General features: G+C 53.9%; 19 protein-coding genes and 1 riboswitch. Of the genes, 17 read left to right on the top strand and 2 right to left on the bottom strand.

The genetic code is table 11. From position 1 onward, the window contains the following. Positions 1-6 precede the first annotated feature (6 nt). From pheT to NR121_RS18420, 3 genes are all read left to right on the top strand, one after another. Complete coding sequence (gene pheT, locus NR121_RS18430; RefSeq protein ID WP_054818671.1) at positions 7-2,457, top strand: phenylalanine--tRNA ligase subunit beta; 2,451 nt, start codon at positions 7-9, stop codon at positions 2,455-2,457. A gap of 119 nt (positions 2,458-2,576) precedes the next feature. After that, entirely contained in the window at positions 2,577-4,715 is a 2,139-nt protein-coding gene (gene zapA, locus NR121_RS18425; protein ID WP_256831693.1) for a cell division protein ZapA, read from the top strand. 4 nt (positions 4,716-4,719) lie between these two features. Then, positions 4,720-5,292: a CvpA family protein gene (locus tag NR121_RS18420; RefSeq protein ID WP_054818673.1), complete on the top strand. Its 573-nt coding sequence runs from the start codon at positions 4,720-4,722 to the stop codon at positions 5,290-5,292. A 122-nt stretch (positions 5,293-5,414) separates the two neighbouring features. On the opposite strand, the gene NR121_RS18415 is transcribed toward NR121_RS18420, so the two are convergent. Beyond that, complete coding sequence (locus tag NR121_RS18415; RefSeq protein WP_174351677.1) at positions 5,415-5,816, bottom strand: cupredoxin domain-containing protein; 402 nt, start codon at positions 5,814-5,816, stop codon at positions 5,415-5,417. Positions 5,817-6,026: 210 nt separating this feature from the next. Then, positions 6,027-6,392: a phage holin family protein gene (locus tag NR121_RS18410; RefSeq protein ID WP_054818674.1), complete on the bottom strand. Its 366-nt coding sequence runs from the start codon at positions 6,390-6,392 to the stop codon at positions 6,027-6,029. A gap of 196 nt (positions 6,393-6,588) precedes the next feature. On the opposite strand from NR121_RS18410, the gene NR121_RS18405 reads away from it, so the two are divergent. The 14 genes from NR121_RS18405 to NR121_RS18340 all read left to right on the top strand — a co-directional run bounded on the left by NR121_RS18405 (position 6,589) and on the right by NR121_RS18340 (position 19,541). Beyond that, the gene (locus NR121_RS18405; protein ID WP_256831691.1) at positions 6,589-8,973 is read left to right on the top strand and encodes an endonuclease MutS2; all 2,385 of its coding nucleotides are present in this window, start codon (positions 6,589-6,591) and stop codon (positions 8,971-8,973) included. Positions 8,974-9,139: 166 nt separating this feature from the next. Then, a complete protein-coding gene (locus tag NR121_RS18400) occupies positions 9,140-9,820 on the top strand; it encodes a PspA/IM30 family protein (protein ID WP_054818675.1) in 681 nt (226 codons plus the stop codon). A 99-nt stretch (positions 9,821-9,919) separates the two neighbouring features. After that, positions 9,920-10,339: a DUF350 domain-containing protein gene (locus NR121_RS18395; protein ID WP_256831721.1), complete on the top strand. Its 420-nt coding sequence runs from the start codon at positions 9,920-9,922 to the stop codon at positions 10,337-10,339. Further along, positions 10,339-10,464 (top strand): hypothetical protein, encoded by a 126-nt coding sequence (locus tag NR121_RS18390; RefSeq protein ID WP_256380563.1) that lies wholly within the window; start codon positions 10,339-10,341, stop codon positions 10,462-10,464. The genes NR121_RS18395 and NR121_RS18390 overlap by 1 nt, the downstream gene beginning before the upstream one ends. A gap of 24 nt (positions 10,465-10,488) precedes the next feature. After that, positions 10,489-10,986, top strand: a complete 498-nt coding sequence (locus NR121_RS18385) for a hypothetical protein (RefSeq protein ID WP_062409437.1) — start codon at positions 10,489-10,491, stop codon at positions 10,984-10,986. Positions 10,987-11,126: 140 nt separating this feature from the next. Further along, the gene (locus NR121_RS18380; RefSeq protein WP_256831682.1) at positions 11,127-12,449 is read left to right on the top strand and encodes an MFS transporter; all 1,323 of its coding nucleotides are present in this window, start codon (positions 11,127-11,129) and stop codon (positions 12,447-12,449) included. Positions 12,450-12,565: 116 nt separating this feature from the next. After that, the gene (gene cysK, locus NR121_RS18375) at positions 12,566-13,492 is read left to right on the top strand and encodes a cysteine synthase A (protein ID WP_054818677.1); all 927 of its coding nucleotides are present in this window, start codon (positions 12,566-12,568) and stop codon (positions 13,490-13,492) included. A gap of 185 nt (positions 13,493-13,677) precedes the next feature. Continuing rightward, positions 13,678-13,965 (top strand): GNAT family N-acetyltransferase, encoded by a 288-nt coding sequence (locus tag NR121_RS18370; protein WP_054818678.1) that lies wholly within the window; start codon positions 13,678-13,680, stop codon positions 13,963-13,965. 262 nt (positions 13,966-14,227) lie between these two features. Next, the gene (locus NR121_RS18365; protein WP_062409434.1) at positions 14,228-14,719 is read left to right on the top strand and encodes an Lrp/AsnC family transcriptional regulator; all 492 of its coding nucleotides are present in this window, start codon (positions 14,228-14,230) and stop codon (positions 14,717-14,719) included. Between the two features lie 14 nt (positions 14,720-14,733). After that, the gene (locus NR121_RS18360; protein ID WP_062409433.1) at positions 14,734-15,939 is read left to right on the top strand and encodes an aminotransferase class I/II-fold pyridoxal phosphate-dependent enzyme; all 1,206 of its coding nucleotides are present in this window, start codon (positions 14,734-14,736) and stop codon (positions 15,937-15,939) included. Positions 15,940-16,068: 129 nt separating this feature from the next. Next, positions 16,069-16,338: an aspartyl-phosphate phosphatase Spo0E family protein gene (locus NR121_RS18355; protein ID WP_054818679.1), complete on the top strand. Its 270-nt coding sequence runs from the start codon at positions 16,069-16,071 to the stop codon at positions 16,336-16,338. Between the two features lie 221 nt (positions 16,339-16,559). Then, positions 16,560-17,087 (top strand): hypothetical protein, encoded by a 528-nt coding sequence (locus NR121_RS18350; RefSeq protein WP_256831679.1) that lies wholly within the window; start codon positions 16,560-16,562, stop codon positions 17,085-17,087. Positions 17,088-17,112: 25 nt separating this feature from the next. Next, a riboswitch (cobalamin riboswitch) is annotated at positions 17,113-17,320 on the top strand. Between the two features lie 160 nt (positions 17,321-17,480). Then, entirely contained in the window at positions 17,481-18,503 is a 1,023-nt protein-coding gene (locus NR121_RS18345) for an ABC transporter substrate-binding protein (protein WP_256831676.1), read from the top strand. Beyond that, positions 18,504-19,541, top strand: coding sequence for a FecCD family ABC transporter permease (locus NR121_RS18340; protein WP_062409430.1), 1,038 nt, complete (start codon positions 18,504-18,506; stop codon positions 19,539-19,541). It begins immediately after the preceding gene. Positions 19,542-19,549 lie beyond the last annotated feature (8 nt).

The following is a 19,549-nucleotide window of genomic DNA, read 5'->3' as shown; positions in this document are numbered from 1 at the left end:
GGGGAAATGAAGGTATCGTATGATTGGTTATCCCAGTATGTGGATATAAGCGGTAATACAGCGGCCGAATTGGCTGAAAAGCTGACTAGAAGCGGGATTGAAGTCGATATTGTGGAAAACCGGAACAAGGGTGTGGAAAAGGTCGTCGTCGGCTTTGTCAAGTCGCGAGAGAAGCATCCGGATGCCGACAAGCTGAGCGTATGCATCGTCGATGCGGGCCAAGGCGAAGATCTGCAAATCGTTTGCGGAGCGAAAAATGTGGCTGCAGGCCAGAAGGTGCCTGTCGCGCTAATAGGCGCGAAGCTGCCGGGCGGATTGTCGATCAAACGCTCGAAGCTGCGCGGCGTGGAGTCGCAGGGAATGATTTGCTCGGCCAAGGAGCTGGGCTTAAACGACAAGCTGCTGCCCAAGGAGATTCAGGAAGGCATTCTTGTTCTGCCTGAGGACACGGAGGTGGGTGCAAGCATTCTGGATGTGCTCGCTCTAAACGATGAGGTAATGGATCTGGATCTGACGCCGAACCGTTCGGATTGCTTGAGTATGCTGGGTACGGCTTATGAGATCGGCGCCATTCTCGGCCGGGAAGTCAAGCTGCCTGACGCCGAGTCGGGACTCCGTAAGAATACAAGCGGAATAAAGGCGGAGGATAAGATATCGGTCGAAATTTCCGCAAAAGATTTGTGCTCGCATTATGCGGCGCGCTTGATCGAAGGCGTACGAATCGGAAAGTCACCTTTGTGGCTGCAAAATCGTCTGATGGCGGCCGGAATTCGGCCCATCAATAATATCGTCGACATTACCAACTACGTGATGCTGGAATTTGGACAGCCGCTGCATGCGTTTGATGCGGATAAGCTGGCCAACGGCCATATTGACGTAAGGCTGGCCCGCGAAGGCGAGAAGCTTGTAACGCTCGACGATGTGGAGAGAACGCTTGAGCCTCACATGCTGCTGATTACGGACGGTACGAAGCCGGTCGCGATTGCAGGCGTAATGGGGGGCGCGAATTCCGAGGTCACCGAGGGAACGACCCGGATTGTGCTGGAATCGGCCAAATTCGACGGCGGCTCCGTCCGCAAAACGTCGCGTCAGCTCGGGCTCCGTTCCGAGGCGTCTTTGCGGTTTGAGAAGGAAGTGAATCCGGAAGCGGTCATTCCGGCTTTGAACCGTGCGGCGTCACTGATTGCGGAGCTGGCCGGCGGACAAGTGGCATCGGGTGTGGTAGAGGCTGTAAGCGGCGAGCATCGGCCGGTGAAGATCGAGATCACCGTAGGCCGCATCAACAGCTACCTTGGTACCGAGTTGTCTGCCGAGGAAGTGAAAGCCATTTTCGGGCGGTTGAATTTTGCCGTTGAGCCGCTTGATCGGGATGGCTTCCGGGTGCATGTGCCCAGCAGACGCGGTGATATCACGAGAGCGGTCGACCTCATTGAGGAAGTGGCGCGCCTTCACGGCTACGATCATATTCCGACAACGCTGATGAACGTAGTAACGACGCCGGGCGCACTCACAAGAGAGCAGTCGATCCGCCGCGTGGTCCGGACGCTTCTGACGAACAGCGGCCTTCATGAGGCCATTACGTATTCGTTCACCCATCCGGAGCAGATTCACAGCTTCCCTGGCGCTCACCGCGAAACGAAGCCGGTAGCCCTGGCGATGCCGATGAGCGAAGAACGCAGCGTGCTACGCACGAGCCTGGTGCCTCATCTGCTGGACGTGGCTGCATATAATCGCAACCGGAACATCAACGATGTGGCTGTTTTTGAGATTGGCCGCGTGTTCCTCTCGGATGAAGAAACGCTCAGCCGGCTGCCGGAGGAGAAGCTTATGCTCGCGATCCTGCTGACGGGCAAGCGGAGCGATGTGCATTGGACGGGAAAACCGGGGGACGTGGACTTCTATGATTTGAAGGGGATCTTTGAAGGGCTCGTCCAGTATCTGGGTATAGAAGGCGTCCGGTACGTAGCGGCAGGTCCGGAAGGCTTCCATCCGGGGCGCTGCGCGCAAGTGGAAGTAGAGCGTGATGGAGTCCGCAAAATCATCGGAACGCTCGGACAGCTGCACCCGGCACTGCAGCAGCAGAAAGACCTTGCCGACACATACGTATTAGAAGTGGAAATGGACGCGCTCACGGAGCTTGCGGGTGAACGCTTCACCTATGACCCGCTGCCTCGTTACCCGGCCATTATCCGCGACATGGCGCTGGTGGTGGACCGCGGCGTAGCCGTGGGCGATTTGCTGGATAAAGCCAGGGAGACGGCGGGTTCTCTGCTAGAGTCGATTCAGGTATTCGATGTTTACACGGGTGAACGGCTTGGAGCGGATAAGAAAAGCGTCGCCATTTCCCTTGTGTATCGGACGCCGGACCGTACATTGACCGACAATGAGGTAAGCGAATTGCATGGCCGCGTTGTGGCCGAGCTGGAATCGGCTTTCGCCGCCGTGCTGAGGAAATAATGGTTCATCTCTTCTGACAAAAGGTTGAGAACTGTAGCAGGAAAAGCGATTCTCCGTATCGAATGTTTCTAGGATACGGAGAATTTTTTTGTTTGTTCTGGAAAGGGGAGCAGCGTTTCGTGAGCGGTGAAGATAAAGTCCGGATGACCGTAGACATCTATGGCACTCAATATAAGCTGATTTCAAGGTCGAGTCCTTCTTATATAAAGAGCGTTGCGGCGCTCGTCAATGATCAAATGCATCGAATTGCCGAAAGCAGTCCCCGGCTGGATTTGCCCAAAATCGCCGTGCTGGCGGCGGTGAACATGGCGGATGAATGGACACGCATACAGAAGGAGCTGGAAAGCACGCTCGCCAAGGTGCGGCAGCTTGAAAAAGCGCAGGATGATCTGGCGGAGCTCCGTGGGATTCATGCGCAGCAGCAGGAGGAGCTGTCTGCCGTAAACGAGCGGTTGGCCGCCGTAACGGCGGAGCGGGATGCGCAGCAATCCGCATTCAAGCAAGCCGAGCTGGAGTCGGCTGCACTTCGTGCGGAGCTGAATCAGCTGGAGGACCTGCGGCAGAAGCTGGAAACGGAACTGGCGGAGGGACGGGAGCGTCTGGACGGTCAATTGGAGCTGACCGGAGAGCTGGAACGGCAGCTGACGGAAGCAGTCGGGCGAACGTGGGAGCTTGAAGAGCGTGTTCATTCGGATGCGCAGGAAGCGGAGCGCCGCGAAAAGCAGCTGCGGGAACTGGAGCAGGCGAAGCAGGGACTGGAGCGGCGTATATCTGAGCTGGAGAAAGAGAAAGACGGCCTGCAAGGCCGTGCGGCCTCGCTGGAAGCGCAGCTCGTCAAGCAGGCGGAGGCGGCAAAGCAAACGGGACAGCGCCTCTCTGCACAGGAGGCTCGCGTCCGCGAGCTGGAGCAGCGTTTGCAGACCGTACAGGCCGAGCGGGACAAGCTGGTTGAGCAGCTTGCGACGAGGGAGCGGCAGTATGCTGAGCTCAGCGATCAGCTGGACCTGCTCCAGGAGCAGGTTGCCAGACGGGAGCAGGAGATTGAGCTGCAGGTAACGCTCTACAACGAGCTGCAGCAGCAGGCAGCGGAAGAGCGTGTGCAGGCGCAGCAGCGTGAAGCGGAGCTGGCAGAGCAGTTGGAGCAAAAGCGGCGGCTGCAGATGCAGCTGGGCGAACAGCTGGAGAAAGGCCGGGAACTGCAGCAGCTTAATGACAAGCTGCAATCGGAGCTCGAGGCGCTGCGTCGCGAGCATCATGAGAAGCAGGAAGAGCTCGGGCTGCAGGAGGAACTCTACCGTGAGCTGGAAACAGAGCTTGAAGGACTGCGGGATCAAAGCAGTTTGCGCGAAGCAGAGCTGCAGCGGCAGCTGGCGGATCAAGAGAAGCGGCACGCCGGGGAGCTGGCGGCCGTGCGCAATCGCGCCCGCGAGGAAGCTGCGGAGCAGGAAGCGGCTCTGGCGGAGCTCGAGCGGAAGCTGTCCGAGCGCGAAGCGGAGTGGAAGCAGACAGCCGACGGGTTGGAGGCGCGCCGGGCGGAGCTGGAACGGCAGCTCGCGCAGCAGCAGGCGTACAATCTGCAGCTGCAGGAAAGCAGCAGCCAGTGGCAGCAGCGCAGCGAGTCGCAGGCGGCTTATGCCGACGAGCTTCGCGCCAAGCTTCATGAGCAGCAGGAAGAGCTTGAGCTGCAGCAGGAACTGTATGACGAACTGCAGGGACAGTATGACGAGCTTCAGAAGCGCGTCGTTTCCCAGGAAGCGCAGGCTCGGCAAACGGCGGAAAGGCATGAAGCGTATCGGGCGGAACTGGAAAGCAAGCTGGCTGAACGCGAAAGCGAATTAGCCGAGCTGCGCCGCGAACGCGAGGCGGCAGAAGAGCTTAGCAGGGCGCTGGTAGAACAGTGCGCTGCGCTCGAAGAACGGCAGATCTCCGCGCAGAGCGAGCGGGATGTGCTCCAGCAGCGGCTTGCCGCACAGGAAGCCCGCATTGTTGAGCTGGAGTCGCAAGCCGAACTGGCAAAGAAGCTGGGGCGTGATTTGACGGAGCAGCAGGAAGAGCTTGAGCTGCAGATAGAGCTGTATAATGAGCTGCAGGAACAGTTGAACGCACAGGTGCAGCAGCATAAAGCGCTGCAGGCCGAATACGGACAGCAGCTGGAGAAGGCGGAACAGGTATATCAGGAACTGGAGACCTTGAGATCCGAATACGAAAAGCTGCAAATCGAATATAACGAGTGGATTGAGCTCGTGGAGAAGGAATAGAAGAATGAACGGATTGGATTGGGGAGTACTGGTGATCTTGGCTGTCGGGATCGTGCTCGGCTATTCACGTGGGTTCATTGCCCAGCTCCTCTCGATCGCCGGCTTGTTCGCGGCTTACCTGATTGCATTTGCATTCTACGATGATGCAGCGCCATGGTTTCAAGGAATGCTCGGATATTCGGGACATGAAACTTACTCAAATGATGCGTTCCTCACACAAGAGCTGCATCTGGATACTTACGTGTATAATGCGCTTGCTTTCGCTCTCCTGCTGTTTGGAGCCAAATTCGCTTTCAGCATGGCCGGACGTCTGTTAAACCTGTTGACGGCGGCACCGGGACTCAAGCAAATTAACCAGTTTAGCGGTGCGACATTAGGCTTTATTGAAGCTGCGTTGATTGCCGTAATTGCCGTCCACATCATGACCGTGCTTCCCAACGACACGTCTCAGCGGCTGTTGAAACAATCCGCTTTGGCTCCTTATATCCTGGAGCGGACACCGGTCATCACGGAGAAGCTTCAGGAGCTGTGGAAGAGCCGGGCGGATGGGGATCAGGCGGCCGGACAGTCCGGTTGATTTGATCGATGCTGTCGTTAATCGGAAAATAAGTTCCGGCTCTAAGGCACACGATAACCGAATACGAAAAAAACAGCCCCACCCGCCATTGCCGTACGGGATGAGGCTGCTTGTATATGAGCTTATGCTTCAACGATTAGCTTGGCTCTCATAGCCATATGGCCGGAGCCGCATGGAATGGAGCAAATGATATCATAAGAGCCTTCTTTGTCGACGATCACCGTCGCCGATTTTTTATTATTGTCCAGATTCACTTTCAGTCCGTTAATGGCGATCCCGTGAAGCCCTTCTTTGTTTTCCAGCGTAAAGGTAACTTCTTGTCCTTTTTTCACCTTATATTCTTTTTGGTCAAAAGCAAAATTGGTGGCAATCAGCTTGACTTCCTGGGACGATGCGGAGCTTCCTGCCGCTCCTCCTGCTGTGTTTTCATTGGCAGCAGGCTGCGAAGCTTGCGGTTTTGTACCGCAGGCAGACAGTGCAAATATAAGGCCGACAGCCACAATACTGATCATCCACTTTTTCATATGATCATTCCCCCCACCCGGTTGATTAAAGAATTGTTTATGTATATATATTACCAATATCGGCTTCGTTTGGCTGTGTCAGGGCCGTGACAGACATGTGAAAAGATCGTGACCGAAGCCCGTGTGCATCAAAACAAAAATGGTATCCGGTTAATCCTGTATGTGCTGCAAAAAGAAAAGAACTGCCCCATGACCGGGACAGTTCCTTTGTTACTTGGCGCCTTCGCGTTTCGATGCGTGTTCAAAGGGAGTCTTGACCGGAATAAACAAATCGATGATCCCGATCACCAAGGCGGCCAAAATGGCGCCGATGATGCTGGTCGATACTCCGGTTACGATAAACTGCGCCAGCCAGATGATAAGGGCGCTCGTAATGAAGCCTACGACCCCCCGTCCAAATGGCGTAATTTTTCTGCCGAAAACTCCTTCGATGATCCACGCCGCAATGGCGATTACCAGTGCCAGAAAGAAGGCGCTCCAGAATCCCCCAACGGAAAATCCGGGAACAATCCAGCTTACCACCAGCAGCATGATGGCGGAAACGACAAATCTGACGAGATGGCCAAGCAAATGCATCTGCAGATTCCTCCTTAAAATACGTTAGTCGCGACGCTTGAGCTTCGCGGGCTTGAAATTAGCTTTACCGCGGACAAAACGCTTTATAAGTGGCAATCCTTAGGGTATCCATAGCTTAACGGCTCCGACTTGGATATAATAGTATAGCGAATAGCTTTTTCGGTTCTCAAGAAAGGCAGGTTTATAACCAATTCCAATGAAAACAAATTCATCATACAATCAAAAAATATTGTCCACCCTCGATTTTCACGCCGTGCTTCAGCGTTGTTCGCAGCACGCTTCCACATCTATGGGGCAGGAACGCGTCCTTTCGCTTGAGCCGAGCGGTGTATTTTCCGAGGTGAAACGCAGGCTGCAGGCTACCGATGAAGCCGTGAATGTGGAACGCCTTAAGGGCGGGGCTCCATTTGGCGGTATACGCGATATTCGCGCAGCGGTTCACCGCGCCCGGATCGGCGGTATGCTGAATCCGGCGGAGCTGTTGGATATCCTGCTGACATCACAGGCCGGCAGACGGCTGAAGAAGTTTCTGGAAGCCCTGCATGAGGATTATCCGATACCGCTGCTGATCGAACTGACGGAGCCGATGACCGATCATAAAGCGATGGAGGACCGGATCCGGGCGTGCATCGATGAAAATGCGAATGTGGCCGATTCCGCTACTCCTGAGCTTGCAAGGATACGTCAAGAGCTGCGCGGCAGCGAATCGAAAGCCCGAGAGCGTCTTGAGCAGATGATACGGACGCCGTCGATCCAGAAGATGCTCCAGGAAAATCTGGTAACGATGCGTAACGACCGCTACGTCATTCCGGTAAAACAGGAATACCGCGGCCACTTCGGCGGAATGATTCACGATCAATCCGCATCGGGAGCAACGCTGTTTATCGAGCCTGAAGTTGTGGTACAGATGAACAATCGCGTTCGGGAGCTGAAGCTGAAGGAAGAAGCGGAGATTGAGAAAATTTTGCGCATGCTCTCCGCGCTTGTCGCAGAAGCGGCTGATCCGCTTTTGGTGAATGTGGAGGCATTGGCGGAGCTGGATTTCATCTTTGCCAAAGCCGGGCTTGCCCGTGAGATGAAAGCGACGCTGCCGATCTTGAACGACCGCGGGTTCATCAAGCTGAAGCGCGGCCGTCATCCGCTGATTTCACCGGACAGCGTCGTACCGATCGATGTGGAGCTGGGCAACCGCTATTCGGCCATCATCGTTACGGGCCCGAACACAGGGGGCAAGACCGTCTCGCTCAAGACGATCGGCCTTCTGTCGCTCATGGCCATGGCCGGATTGTTCGTGCCCGCCGAGGAGGGCAGCCAGCTTTGCGTCTTTGATGCGATTTATGCGGATATCGGGGATGAGCAAAGCATCGAGCAAAACTTAAGTACGTTCTCCAGCCATATGACCAATATCATTCGCATCTTGAAGGAAATGACGCCCAAGAGCCTGGTGCTGCTTGATGAGCTTGGAGCGGGTACGGATCCGGCCGAAGGCTCGGCGCTTGCGATATCCATTCTGGATTATATTCACCGGATGGGCTGCCGCATCGTAGCCACGACGCATTACAGCGAGTTAAAGGCATACGCCTTCGATCGCCAGGGCGTCATCAATGCCAGCATGGAGTTCGATGTCCAAACGTTGAAGCCGACTTACCGGCTTTTGGTGGGCGTGCCGGGGCGAAGCAACGCTTTTGCCATCGCCGAGCGGCTCGGTCTGGCCAAGCCGATCATCGATCATGCCCGGGGGCAGGTCGGCGAGGAGGATCAGCGCGTCGAGTCGATGATTGCGACGCTCGAAGAGAACCGGCTGAAGGCGGAGGCGGAGCGTACCACGGCGGAGCAGCTTCGCCTCGAGGTCGAAGCGCTCAAAGAGCAGCTGGCGAGCGAGCGACGGCGCTTCGAGGAGCAGCGCGACAAGCTGCTTGAGCGGGCCGAGCTTGAGGCGCGCGAGGCGGTGGCTAAAGCCCGGCGCGAGGCCGATGAGGTCATCAAGGAGTTGCGCAGACTGCAGCGGGAAGAAGGAAGCGGCGTAAAGGACCATAAGCTGAGCGAGCTCAAGAGCCGGCTGAACAATGCTGCGCCGGAGCTGAAGTCAAAGCAGGCGTCCAAGGCTCCGAAGAAAAAGCCGGAGGCCATCGGACCGGGAGACGAAGTCATCGTCACAAGCCTTGGTCAAAGAGGGCATGTGGTGGACATCGTGAACGCTCAGGAAGCGAATGTGCAGCTGGGTATCCTCAAAATGAAGGTGAAGCAGGACGATCTGCAGCTTGTGAAAAAGGCTTCCTCACAGACGAAAGCGCCTCCGAAGGCAACTTCAAGCCTGAAGCGGACCAGGGAGGATAACGCAAAGATGGAGCTTGATTTGCGGGGGGCAAATGTCGAGGAAGCGATCATTGAGGTGGACCGGTTTCTGGATGAATCCTATCTGGCCAATTTCGGACAAGTGTATATTATTCACGGCAAGGGAACCGGCGTTCTGCGGTCGGGGATTCAGGAATTTTTGCGCAAGCACAAGCATGTGAAAAGCTTCCGGATGGGTGCGTATAATGAAGGGGGCGCCGGGGTGACGGTCGCGGAGCTGAAATAATACCGGCCGCAACCATCCGTTTTCCCGGCCCGGGAACTGATTCTTAATTTTTCTTTACTTTTGAAACTCCGTGAGAAGATTGTCGTATATAAGAGTAAAGCATCGATGTTCCACAAGCTCTGCAGGCTAAAAACATAACCATTTCATATTTCAGGAGGGCTCCGATATGGGGATTTTTAAGAGACTGCGCGATTTGACGATGGCTTCGATCAACGATTTGCTCGACAAGGCGGAAGACCCGGTAAAAATGCTCAACCAATTTTTGCGCGATATGGAAGAGGATATTCGTGAGGCCGAAGTTGCCGTTGCGAAGCAAATTGCCATTGAGAAGAAATTCAAGCAGCAATATGAAGAAGCGCTTGAAATGGTTCAGAAGCGGGAAGAACAAGCGCTCAAGGCTCTGGAAGCGGGGAATGAAGATCTTGCCCGCCGCGCGCTTCAGGATAAGAAAGAGCACCAGCAGCGCCATGATGAGATGAAGGGGCAGTTCGAAACGGCCAAGGCTAATGCCGACCGCCTGCGCAGCCAGCTTGCCGAAATGAAGGATGAATTCGCCAAGATGAAGAACAAGAAGGATATTCTTGTAGCCCGTGCTGAAGCTGCCAAAGCGCAGAAGCAGATCAACCAGGCGATGTCCGGATTCGGCACAGACAACGCCGCCAAGGGATTCGACCGGATGAGCGAAAAGGTGCTCCAGCTGGAAGCGGAAGCGGAGGCCAGCGGTGAGCTGAACTCCAGAGGGAAAAGCCTGGACGACGAATTAGCCGCTCTCGGCAAAAATGACGGTGTAGACGATGAATTGGCCGCGTTGAAGGCGAAACTCGCAGCGAGAAAGCAAGCGGAGTAAAAGATTCACAAGCAAAGCGGAGACTGAAAGGATGGCACTTTCAGTCTCTTCGATTGTTGTCTTTGCGCTTCAAGGAAAAGGCGGGGAGAATCGACCATGATGAATGAAGAGGTGGGACGCATGATGACAAATCCATACATGGAAACGTTGGCATTTTTTTCTGTCGCCGTGCTGGCATTAATCGTTTTTCTGGCATTGTTTGAACTTGTAACGAAGTACAAGGATTGGGACGAAATCAAGAAGGGCAATCTTTCCGTAGCGATGGCGACCGGCGGCAAAATTTTCGGGATTTGTAATATATTTCGTTTTTCCATTCTCAATAATGACACGATCTGGCACTCGCTGATCTGGGCCGGCTTCGGATTCCTGCTGCTGCTGATCGCTTACTTTATATTTGAGTTTTTGACACCGTATTTCAAAATTGACGAACAGATCCAGCAGGATAACCGGGCGGTCGGCTTTTTATCCATGATTATTTCGATATCGCTTTCTTACGTTGTAGGCGCCAGCGTCACCTGATGGAATCCGGATCGTTGTTCGATTTGAAGGAGGAACGTCCTGTGAAATATTTATGGGGCACCTTGTTGGCGCTTGCGCTTGTGTTTTTGGGCGCGGGCGTTTACTATTTTATTAATCATGCATGAGTTGAATAAAGGGAGGAATATTGTTTGCCGCAATCCTATGACTCTCTATGCCCTTGGTGCCATACCGAAATTGTCTGGGATCCGGAGATCGGCCCGGAAGAAACGTGTCCGCACTGCTTCAACGAGCTGGGAGATTACCGGAGTATAAATATTACCGTCAAGCCGTCGGATCAGCAGATCACGTACGATGACGAAGAAGAGGACGATTACGATCTGTCCGACGAAGACCTGGAGCTGATAGATGAGTATGAAGAGGGTGTGCAGCGGGTGCTGGACAGTCAGGAGGATGCTCCCGAATGCGCGGCATGCCACAGCTTGATGCTGTATGCCGGAACGCAAAACGGATCACAAGGGTTCGCGCCGTTTGTGCACGGGAACTTGAAGCAGCCCCTGCTCAAAGCGTCTTTTTCGTCACAGGTTTATGTTTGTCCTTCCTGCTTCAAGGTAGAGTATTCCTTGGCCGAGGAGGATCGGCTTGCCATGATCGAGTTGCTCCGTTCAAACGGCAAATCATCGTCATAAATCGCGGGGGGAGGCGTTCGCGCCTTTCCCCGCTTTCTCTTTAACCGGGGATTCAAAGGTTTGTCATATGCCGGCATCGCTCATGTTTTTTGTCTTTTTGGGAAGCTTAACTAAGACATTACATGGGATTAGGTGAGCGAATGCATACCGGAACTAAACATTTTCCAGACCATTGGACTCGTAAAAGCAGCAAAAGCGGAGCAGGTCATGAGTGGCGGCAGGTCCGCAGGGAAGTCCCGGGAGGCGGGGGCCGTGAGGGATCGGGGAAAAGCGCTCCGTTAACGGGACAATCGCGCCTGCTGCTGACAGTCAACGGATTATTTGCCGCCGCCAACGCTTTATCCGGGGTCTTCGTGAATGTATATCTCTGGAAGGCTAAGCACGATTTTTCGGTCATTGGTTGGTTTACATTAGTACATCACCTCTCGATGGCTTTGACGTTCTGGCTGGCTGGCAAATGGGTGAAAGAACATAATAAAATGAACTGTTTGCGAACGGGAGTGGCGGTTGCCGCGCTGTTTTATTTGCTTGTGCTGTGGTTTGGCGAGCAGTCGGCGGATTATTATGTGCTCCTTGGGGCTGTCCAGGGACTGTCATCCGGTTTGTTCTGGTTGGCTTTTAATGTCGTTTATTTTGAGGTGACGGATCCGGACAACCGCGACCGGTTTAACGGTGCAGCAGGACTGCTCGGATCGGGAGCGGGGATGATCGCCCCCTGGATATCGGGGTTTCTTATTGTCCGCATGCAGGAGACCAACGGGTACCGCCTTATTTTTACATTGTCCCTTATCGTATTTTGCATCGGCGTGATCGTCAGTTTTTTCCTGAAAAAACGAAAAACCTCGGGAAATTATGAGTGGTTCCTGACCTGGCGATGTTTACGGCAAAAGGATACGGCATGGCGCAAGGTCGGTCTGGCTTTGATGGCGCAAGGCGTACGGGAGGGCGTGTTCGGCTTTTTCATCGCCCTGCTCGTTTTCGTCCATACCGGCAGCGAGATGAAGCTGGGCAATTTTTCGCTTCTGACCTCGGCCGCGGCGTTGATCAGTTTTATGCTTGCGGGCCGATGGCTGCGTCCGGAATACCGGCCTAAAGCTTTACTGATCGGGGCGGTTATGCTGGTGCTGATTATTTTTCCTTTTTTCTGGAAGGTTGATTTTGTTACGCTCCTGATGTTCGGTATTGGAGCGGCCGTATTCTACCCGCTATATGCCATACCCATGACATCGATCGTTTTTGATCTGATCGGAGGCGATGAAGAAAGTGTGAAGCGCCGGGAGGAATATATCGTGATGAGGGAGCTTGCGCTCAATGCGGGACGTCTGCTGGGTACGGCGGTATTCATTACGGTGGTATCCCTGACCCGGTCCCCGGCAGCCATGAACTGGCTGCTGCTCGCCATTGGCAGCTCGCCGATCGCGGCTTGGTATTGGATGCGTAAAGTGAAGGCAGATAAAGCTTAAGGCATGGTTGTAAGCGCGTGCCAGCTTGACAAAACATTCCCTCCCGCTAAAATAAGGGGACAGAGGATTGGTAGTACGGAAGCTGGAGGTTTCTGTACGTTAAGGGAGGCTGCAGCATGGGTTCAAGTAAAAAGATGGTAAACAGCATCACAGAGCTGATCGGGGATACGCCGGCCGTCCGGGTCAACCGTCTCGTAGGCCAGGATGATGCGGAGCTTTACGTGAAGCTTGAATATTTCAATCCAAGCGGAAGTGTCAAGGATCGTGCGGCGTTCAATCTGATCGCTCAGGCGGAAAAGGATGGCCGGATTCGTCCGGGCGCTACGATCATCGAGCCGACAAGCGGAAATACCGGAATCGGGCTGGCGATGAACGCGGCGGCAAAAGGGTATAAAGCGATTTTGGTTATGCCGGACAATATGACCAAGGAGCGGATCAATCTGCTGAAGGCTTACGGAGCGGAAGTCGTACTTACTCCCGCTGCGGAACGCATGCCGGGCGCCATCAAGAAGGCGCTTGAGCTGCAGGAGCAAATACCGAACAGCTTTATTCCCCAGCAGTTTGAGAATAAGGCGAATCCGGATATTCACAGAGTAACGACGGCTCTGGAGATCATTGAGCAGATGGATGGGCGGCTGGACGCCTTTATCGCCACCTCGGGCACCGGAGGGACGATTACCGGTACCGGGGAAGTGCTCCGTGAGAAGCTTCCGGGGATCAGTATTTTTGTCGTTGAGCCTAAAGGATCGCCGGTTCTGTCGGGCGGACAGCCCGGGCCCCATAAGCTGGTCGGCACCAGCCCGGGCTTTGTGCCTTCGATTCTGAACACGGATGTTTACGATGAGATCGTGCAGGTCGCTGACGAGGACGCACTGCAAACGACGCGTGACTTGGCGAGGCTTGAAGGTATCCTGGTCGGCCCGTCTGCGGGAGCGGCGGTATGGACCGGTCTGCAGGTAGCTCGCAAGCTTGGCCGCGGCAAACGTGTGCTGTGCATTGCGCCGGATACGGGAGAACGGTATTTGAGCATGGACATATTTTGATGGCAGCGGCATAGGGGAAGCGGCGGGACAGTCCAGGGCGGACAGCTCCCGCCGCTTTTTTGTATAGAGAAAGTGTGCGGAAAAAAGGTTGCATAAATATGCATTATTATGTATAATAATAAACAAGGGAGCGGGAAACCGGTCCTTCTGATTTTTGAACATCTTACTGGAGAGGGGAACCTTTCATGAAAATCGCACTGCATAATGAGCTTCCGGGCGAGGCGCAGTTTCAGCAGTTGATCGATTCCGTTTCCGCACATTCTGGCCAGAGCGGAGAATTTTCATACGAATCGTACTCTCATAGTGATCGTGTTATAGCCGCTTACGATCAAGGACGGCTTGTCGGACTGGGTCGTCTCGTGGATGCCGATCAGAGCAGGATTGAAATTACAGTGCTTCCCGGGTACCAAGGGCGGGAAATTGAAGGATATATGCGTAAACTTCTTACAGCTCACAGCTTCTGCCATAGCTAGTCTGCTTCATAAGTCGATGATCAGCCTCCATTACTGTGGGGGTTTTTTGTCGTCCATTTCCGGCTGCATGTCATGCTCTTTGTAATTTTGCTTTGCCAAATGACGGGCGATAGGTGTAATATGTAGTAATAATAAAAGCTTCCGGTCGAAGCCAGCCGAAGAATGGATACCATGGTAAAGCCGGAATTTTATGGATACAGAAAGGTTTGATTTTCATCGAACTTCTTTTCTGTCATTTTAAGCTTTGTAGGAGGGCGCATCCATGGAACAATTCAAAATGAAAATCATTGAGCTGCTCAAAGAAGATGCACGCCGCACGCCGGCCTTGATCGCAACCATGCTCGGGGCTTCCGAGGCGGAAGTGGCGGAGGCGATTCAAGAGCTGGAAGAAGCGAATGTGATCGTAAAATACGCTACGGTCGTTAATTGGGCCAAAGTGGACAGCGAGAAAGTCACTGCCCTCATTGAAGTGCAAATTACGCCGGAACGCGGACGCGGCTTTGACGCGATTGCCGAACGCATTTACTTATATCCTGAAGTGAAATCGGTCTATTTGATGTCGGGCGCATATGATCTGCTCGTGGAGATCGAAGGCAAAACGCTCAAAGAGGTGGCGTCGTTCGTTTCCAATAAGCTTTCCCCGATTGATCGGGTATTGTCGACGAAGACGCATTTTATATTGAAAAAGTACAAGCAGGACGGGATTACCTTCGAAGATCATGAAGATGATCGCCGCCTCTTGATCTCACCGTAAAGGACGCTGAGAAGATGATAGAGCATAAACAGGCCCAACAGCAACCGCTGCAGACGAAGTCGATGAGCGGCTATCTGGCTCCGCTCGTGCGTGAAATTCCGCCATCAGGCATCCGTAAGTTTTTTGATCTGGTGAGCGGCAGCAAGGATATTATATCCCTTGGAGTAGGGGAACCTGACTTTAGCACCCCGTGGCATGTCAGAGAAGCGTGCGTTTATTCGCTTGAACGCGGAAATACCAAGTATACGCCCAACTCCGGGCTGCCTGAGCTGCGGGAAGCGATTGCCGAATACTTGTACGAGTCGTTTCACGTCCCGTATGAGCCTTCCGAAGAGGTGATCGTCACCGTTGGCGGAAGCGAAGCCATCGATCTGGCGCTGCGCGCCTTGGTTACCCCGGGCGATGAGATTCTTATTCCGGAGCCCTGCTACATTTCTTACAGCCCGATTACCCGGATCGGCGGCGGCATTCCCGTAGGCATCGAGACTTTTGCCAAAGACGGCTTCAAGCTGACGGCGGAATCGCTCAAGGCGGCGATCACGCCCCGTTCCAAAGTGTTGATTCTGTGCTATCCAAGCAACCCGACCGGGGGCATCATGACCTATGAGGATTGGCTGCCGATTGCCAAAGTCGTTGAGGAGCACGATCTGATCGTTATCTCGGACGAGATTTATGCGGAATTGACCTATGAACAGAAGCACGTCAGCTTCGCTTCGATTCCGGGCATGCGCGACCGGACGATTCTTGTGAGCGGCTTTTCCAAGGCGTTTGCGATGACCGGCTGGCGGATGGGATACGCTTGCGGGCATCCCGACCTCATATCGGCCATGCTCAAAATCCACCAGTACACGGTCATGTGTGCGCCGTCCATGGGACAGGTTGCTGCCCTGGAGGCGCTCAAGCACGGCATGGAGGAAAAAGACCGCATGGTAGAGTCCTACAACCAGCGCCGTCGTCTTGTCGTACAGGGTTTCCGGGACATCGGACTGCAGTGTCATGAGCCTCAGGGCGCATTCTATGCCTTCCCTTCCATTCAGGCAACGGGGCTAAGCTCCGAGGAATTTGCCGAGCGCTTGATTCGTGAGGCGAAGGTCGCAGCAGTACCCGGCAATGTATTTGGCAAGGGTGGAGAAGGATTTGTCCGCTGTTCTTACGCGACTTCGGTTAATCAGCTGATTGAAGCGATTGATCGAATAGGCAATTTCATCAAAAAGCTTTAATTAAACAATATTATCCATTTTCAAGCCTCCCAAAAACTGGTATATTAGATGTATTAAAGATTCATATTTTCATAGAATATGAATCTTTTTCTTTATAGGTCTAAAGATATGAAGCGGGAGGGATGAAGAATGGCTTTTCCGGAATATCAGCTTCGGCAATACATGAATAACGGCTGGATTCGCGAGAATGATCAGAAAGCCAAGTGGATTTTTGGAACAGGAAAACGTGCTTCGTCTGCCTTATCTTTAGAAGATCATATTTACCTTTTAAGACGCGAACTGGAGCGCCTTGTACAAAACGGAAATGACCTGACATCACCGGAAGTAGTGAAAATCAGTATGGAGCTTGATCTCAAAATAAATGAATATATGAATCTTCATCAAAAGGGCCGGTCTTGACCGGCTTCTTTTATGAGATCGAAAGAAGTGTAAGTGAGCAGCAGAGTGCCAAAACGTCAAATGGTCAGCTGTAAGGATGATTTTCAGCGCAGCAGTCAGGTTTTTCGTGCTTCCTCCTTATTCTTAAAAGCTTTGAAAGAGCAGGTCTTTTATGTTAACATCATAAAGGATATGTTGGAGAATCGGGGTAGAGAGGGAAAAACACGAGGGGAGAAACCGGCGTGAGAAGGAATGGGCTGCTCTGCCTGCTGCTGATGATGTTCGTACTTGCTGCAGGCTGCGGCGGAGGATCGAAGGCGGATGTGTCAATTTTCATGATAGGATCCAACGGGATCCCGAATGAAGCGGGAGAAAAGTTGCAAGCCTCGCTGCAAAGTGAAATAGGTGAATCGCCCAGTGTGCAAGTATTGGCGGCGCCTATATTTTCAATGGAGAAGCTGATCGTCGAAATAGCGGCCGGTCAGAACGGCATTCTGATGATTCCGGAGAATCATTTTAAAGCGATGGGCGAGCAGGGCGGTTATGTTCCGCTGGACGATGTGGCCAAAGCGGAGGATTTTCCTGAGGGCGTTCTGGAAGTTACGGAAGACGGCAAGAAACAAAAGCATCTGTACGGCATCCCGATGGATCAAACCAAATGGTTTACGGAGCTCGAATTCGACGGCAAAAATCTGTTCGCGTTCATTCCGGCCAATGCGCCGGACAAAGAGAAAGCGAAGCAGGTCATGAAAATAATTGCCGAGAAATAATTGTGCATGCCAGTCATGCAGCGGACAACAACATAGCGGTTCAGGTGCCCGCACAGCCAATCAACGCTTGCGGGTTAAAAGGGAAGCCGGTGTGAATCCGGCGCGGTCCCGCCACTGTATACGGGTAAATGCTCTTCATGAAGTCACTGTCTGGAGCAGACGGGAAGGCGAAGAGCTCTGGCTCAGCGAAGCAGCCCGTAAGTCAGGAAACCTGCCTGAACATGCATTCGATGCAGCCTTTCGAGGAAAAGGGGCAGACGCGCAGCCTGCCGGCGGCATATCGACTTGATGTCGACTGCGGCCGCCAGGTTTGTCAGAGTGTGCCTCTGCTTCGGAGACGATCCGAAAGCAGGGGTCTTTTCGTTTTTTGAATGATGATAAGGAGATGGACCTATGTATTGGGATAAGACGACTCGCATAAAAAAAAGGCTGCTTGCAGCCGTTCTGAGCCTGGCTTTGGCGGGAACGCTGGCAGGATGCGGAAGCACTGCGCCAGCGCCGGGGCAAGGTCAGCAGGCGGAATCGCCGAAGGCGGGCGACGCCAGGCAGGAAGGGACGGTCACATCGGCCAAACGGACGACGTATCCGCTCACCGTCAAAGACGCTACGGGTAAAGAATTTGTTTTTGAGAAAGCTCCGGAGCGCATCGTTTCCACTTCACCGAGTGAAACGGAAACGCTCTTTGCTTTGGGGCTCGGAGATCAGGTAGTGGGCGTATCGGATTTCTGCAACTATCCAGCCGAAGCGGCGGCGAAGCCGAAAGTCGGCAGCATCATCAAGCCGAACGAGGAAGCGCTCGTTGCGGCCAACGCCGATTTGGTCATGACGGGGGTATCCATGAATATGACCGTAGTGGAGAAGCTTCGCGGACTGAAGGTGAATCTGTTTAAGGTCGAGCCCAAAACGTTAGACGATGTGATGAGCAATATTCTGCTCATGGGGCAAATCTTCGACCGCCAGGAGCAGGCGGAGAAGCTGGTCGATTCGATGAAGGCCGAACGCCAAAAGGTACTGGATGCGGTGAAGGATCTGAAGCCTGAGCAGAAGAAAAAGGTATTTGTCGAGTTTTCCCCCGGCTGGACGGTCGGTAAAGGCGAGTATATTGACGAGCTGATCAGCCTGGCCGGAGGAATCAATGTGGCGGGCGGCGAGAAAGGTTACGTAAAGCTTAGCGAGGAGAAGGTGATCGCGGACAATCCGCAGATTATTCTTTATCCGACGGGGATCATCGACGAGAAGAGCAATAAGCCGATGGATCAGTTGATTCGCGAGCGCAGCGGCTGGGACCGGATTGAAGCGGTGAAGTCGAACCGGTTGGTCGGGTTGGACAAGGACATTATGAGCCGTCCGGGTCCCCGGATTACACAGGCATTGACGGAAGTAGCCAAAGGAATATACCCGGAACTGGTGAAATAGATGAAGCGTAAGCTGTGGATTTGGGGCGGAGCCGCCTTGGCCCTGCTTGTATTCGCCGTTTCTGCGGCAGTATCGATCGGTTCGGTCCGAATTCCGTTCGGTCATGTCTGGGGAATCGTACTTCATCAGCTGCCTTGGATCGGTGAACGAATCCAGGGGGATTGGAGCGAAGCTTCGGAACAAATCGTATGGAGGGTCAGGCTGCCAAGGGTAGTGCTGGGCATTCTGGTCGGTGCCGCCCTGGGGTTGGCCGGCGCGGCCTTTCAGGGCGTACTCCGCAATCCGCTTGCCGATCCGTACACGCTGGGCGTTTCGTCCGGAGCATCGGTGGGCGCGGCTTTTTTGATCTTGTTCGGTCTGCAGTATACGCTCTTTGGGGAGTGGACGGTACCGGCGGTAGCGTTCTTGACCGGAGTACTGTCGCTCTGTACGGTGCTTTTGCTGGCACGGACCGACGGCAAGCTGCGTAAGGAAACCGTCATTCTGTCGGGTGTCGTAATGCAGGCGTTCCTGGGCGCCTTCGTCTCGTTAATGGTGGCGATGTCGGATCAGGTGATCAACGAAATCATCTTCTGGCTGATGGGAAGCCTGGCGCTGCGGGGCTGGACTTATTCGCTGGTGCTGCTGCCGTATTTGGCTGCAGGCTCCGCAGTGCTGCTCTGTTACGGCCGGTCGATGAATTTGTTTGCGCTCGGGGAGCGGCAAGCGGCGCATCTAGGCGTCCATATCGAGAGGACCAAGCTGATTGTCCTGATGGCGTCTACTTTGATCACTGCGGCGGCCGTATCCGTGTCGGGGGTGATTGCTTTTGTCGGGCTTCTGGTGCCGCATTTGCTTCGGCTGATGATCGGACCGGATTACCGCTTGCTGCTCCCCCTGTCTCTAATTGGCGGCGCGATTTATGTGCTGCTCGCAGATACGCTGGCCCGAACGCTGCTTAGTCCGACGGAGATTCCACTCGGGGTCGTGACGGCGTTTATGGGGGCTCCATTTTTTGCTTATTTGCTTCGGCGGAAAAAACGGATGGTGCGTGAGTGAAAGGAGGC

Source organism: Paenibacillus sp. Pae15, from assembly GCF_024519685.1.
Classification (GTDB): Bacteria; Bacillota; Bacilli; order Paenibacillales; family NBRC-103111; genus Paenibacillus_G; species Paenibacillus_G naphthalenovorans.
The sequence above is the reverse complement of the archived record's forward strand: the minus strand, read 5'-3'. Positions and strand labels throughout refer to the sequence as shown.

Coding starts and splice junctions, on each gene's coding strand:
- pheT (WP_054818671.1), top strand. CDS start 7: ATGAAGGTATCGTATGATTGGTTATCCCAGTATGTGGATATAAGCGGT.
- NR121_RS18420 (WP_054818673.1), top strand. CDS start 4,720: ATGAACGGATTGGATTGGGGAGTACTGGTGATCTTGGCTGTCGGGATC.
- NR121_RS18415 (WP_174351677.1), bottom strand. CDS start 5,816: ATGAAAAAGTGGATGATCAGTATTGTGGCTGTCGGCCTTATATTTGCA.
- NR121_RS18410 (WP_054818674.1), bottom strand. CDS start 6,392: ATGCATTTGCTTGGCCATCTCGTCAGATTTGTCGTTTCCGCCATCATG.
- NR121_RS18405 (WP_256831691.1), top strand. CDS start 6,589: ATGAAAACAAATTCATCATACAATCAAAAAATATTGTCCACCCTCGAT.
- NR121_RS18400 (WP_054818675.1), top strand. CDS start 9,140: ATGGGGATTTTTAAGAGACTGCGCGATTTGACGATGGCTTCGATCAAC.
- NR121_RS18395 (WP_256831721.1), top strand. CDS start 9,920: ATGAATGAAGAGGTGGGACGCATGATGACAAATCCATACATGGAAACG.
- NR121_RS18390 (WP_256380563.1), top strand. CDS start 10,339: ATGGAATCCGGATCGTTGTTCGATTTGAAGGAGGAACGTCCTGTGAAA.
- NR121_RS18380 (WP_256831682.1), top strand. CDS start 11,127: ATGCATACCGGAACTAAACATTTTCCAGACCATTGGACTCGTAAAAGC.
- cysK (WP_054818677.1), top strand. CDS start 12,566: ATGGGTTCAAGTAAAAAGATGGTAAACAGCATCACAGAGCTGATCGGG.
- NR121_RS18370 (WP_054818678.1), top strand. CDS start 13,678: ATGAAAATCGCACTGCATAATGAGCTTCCGGGCGAGGCGCAGTTTCAG.
- NR121_RS18365 (WP_062409434.1), top strand. CDS start 14,228: ATGGAACAATTCAAAATGAAAATCATTGAGCTGCTCAAAGAAGATGCA.
- NR121_RS18360 (WP_062409433.1), top strand. CDS start 14,734: ATGATAGAGCATAAACAGGCCCAACAGCAACCGCTGCAGACGAAGTCG.
- NR121_RS18355 (WP_054818679.1), top strand. CDS start 16,069: ATGGCTTTTCCGGAATATCAGCTTCGGCAATACATGAATAACGGCTGG.
- NR121_RS18345 (WP_256831676.1), top strand. CDS start 17,481: ATGTATTGGGATAAGACGACTCGCATAAAAAAAAGGCTGCTTGCAGCC.
- NR121_RS18340 (WP_062409430.1), top strand. CDS start 18,504: ATGAAGCGTAAGCTGTGGATTTGGGGCGGAGCCGCCTTGGCCCTGCTT.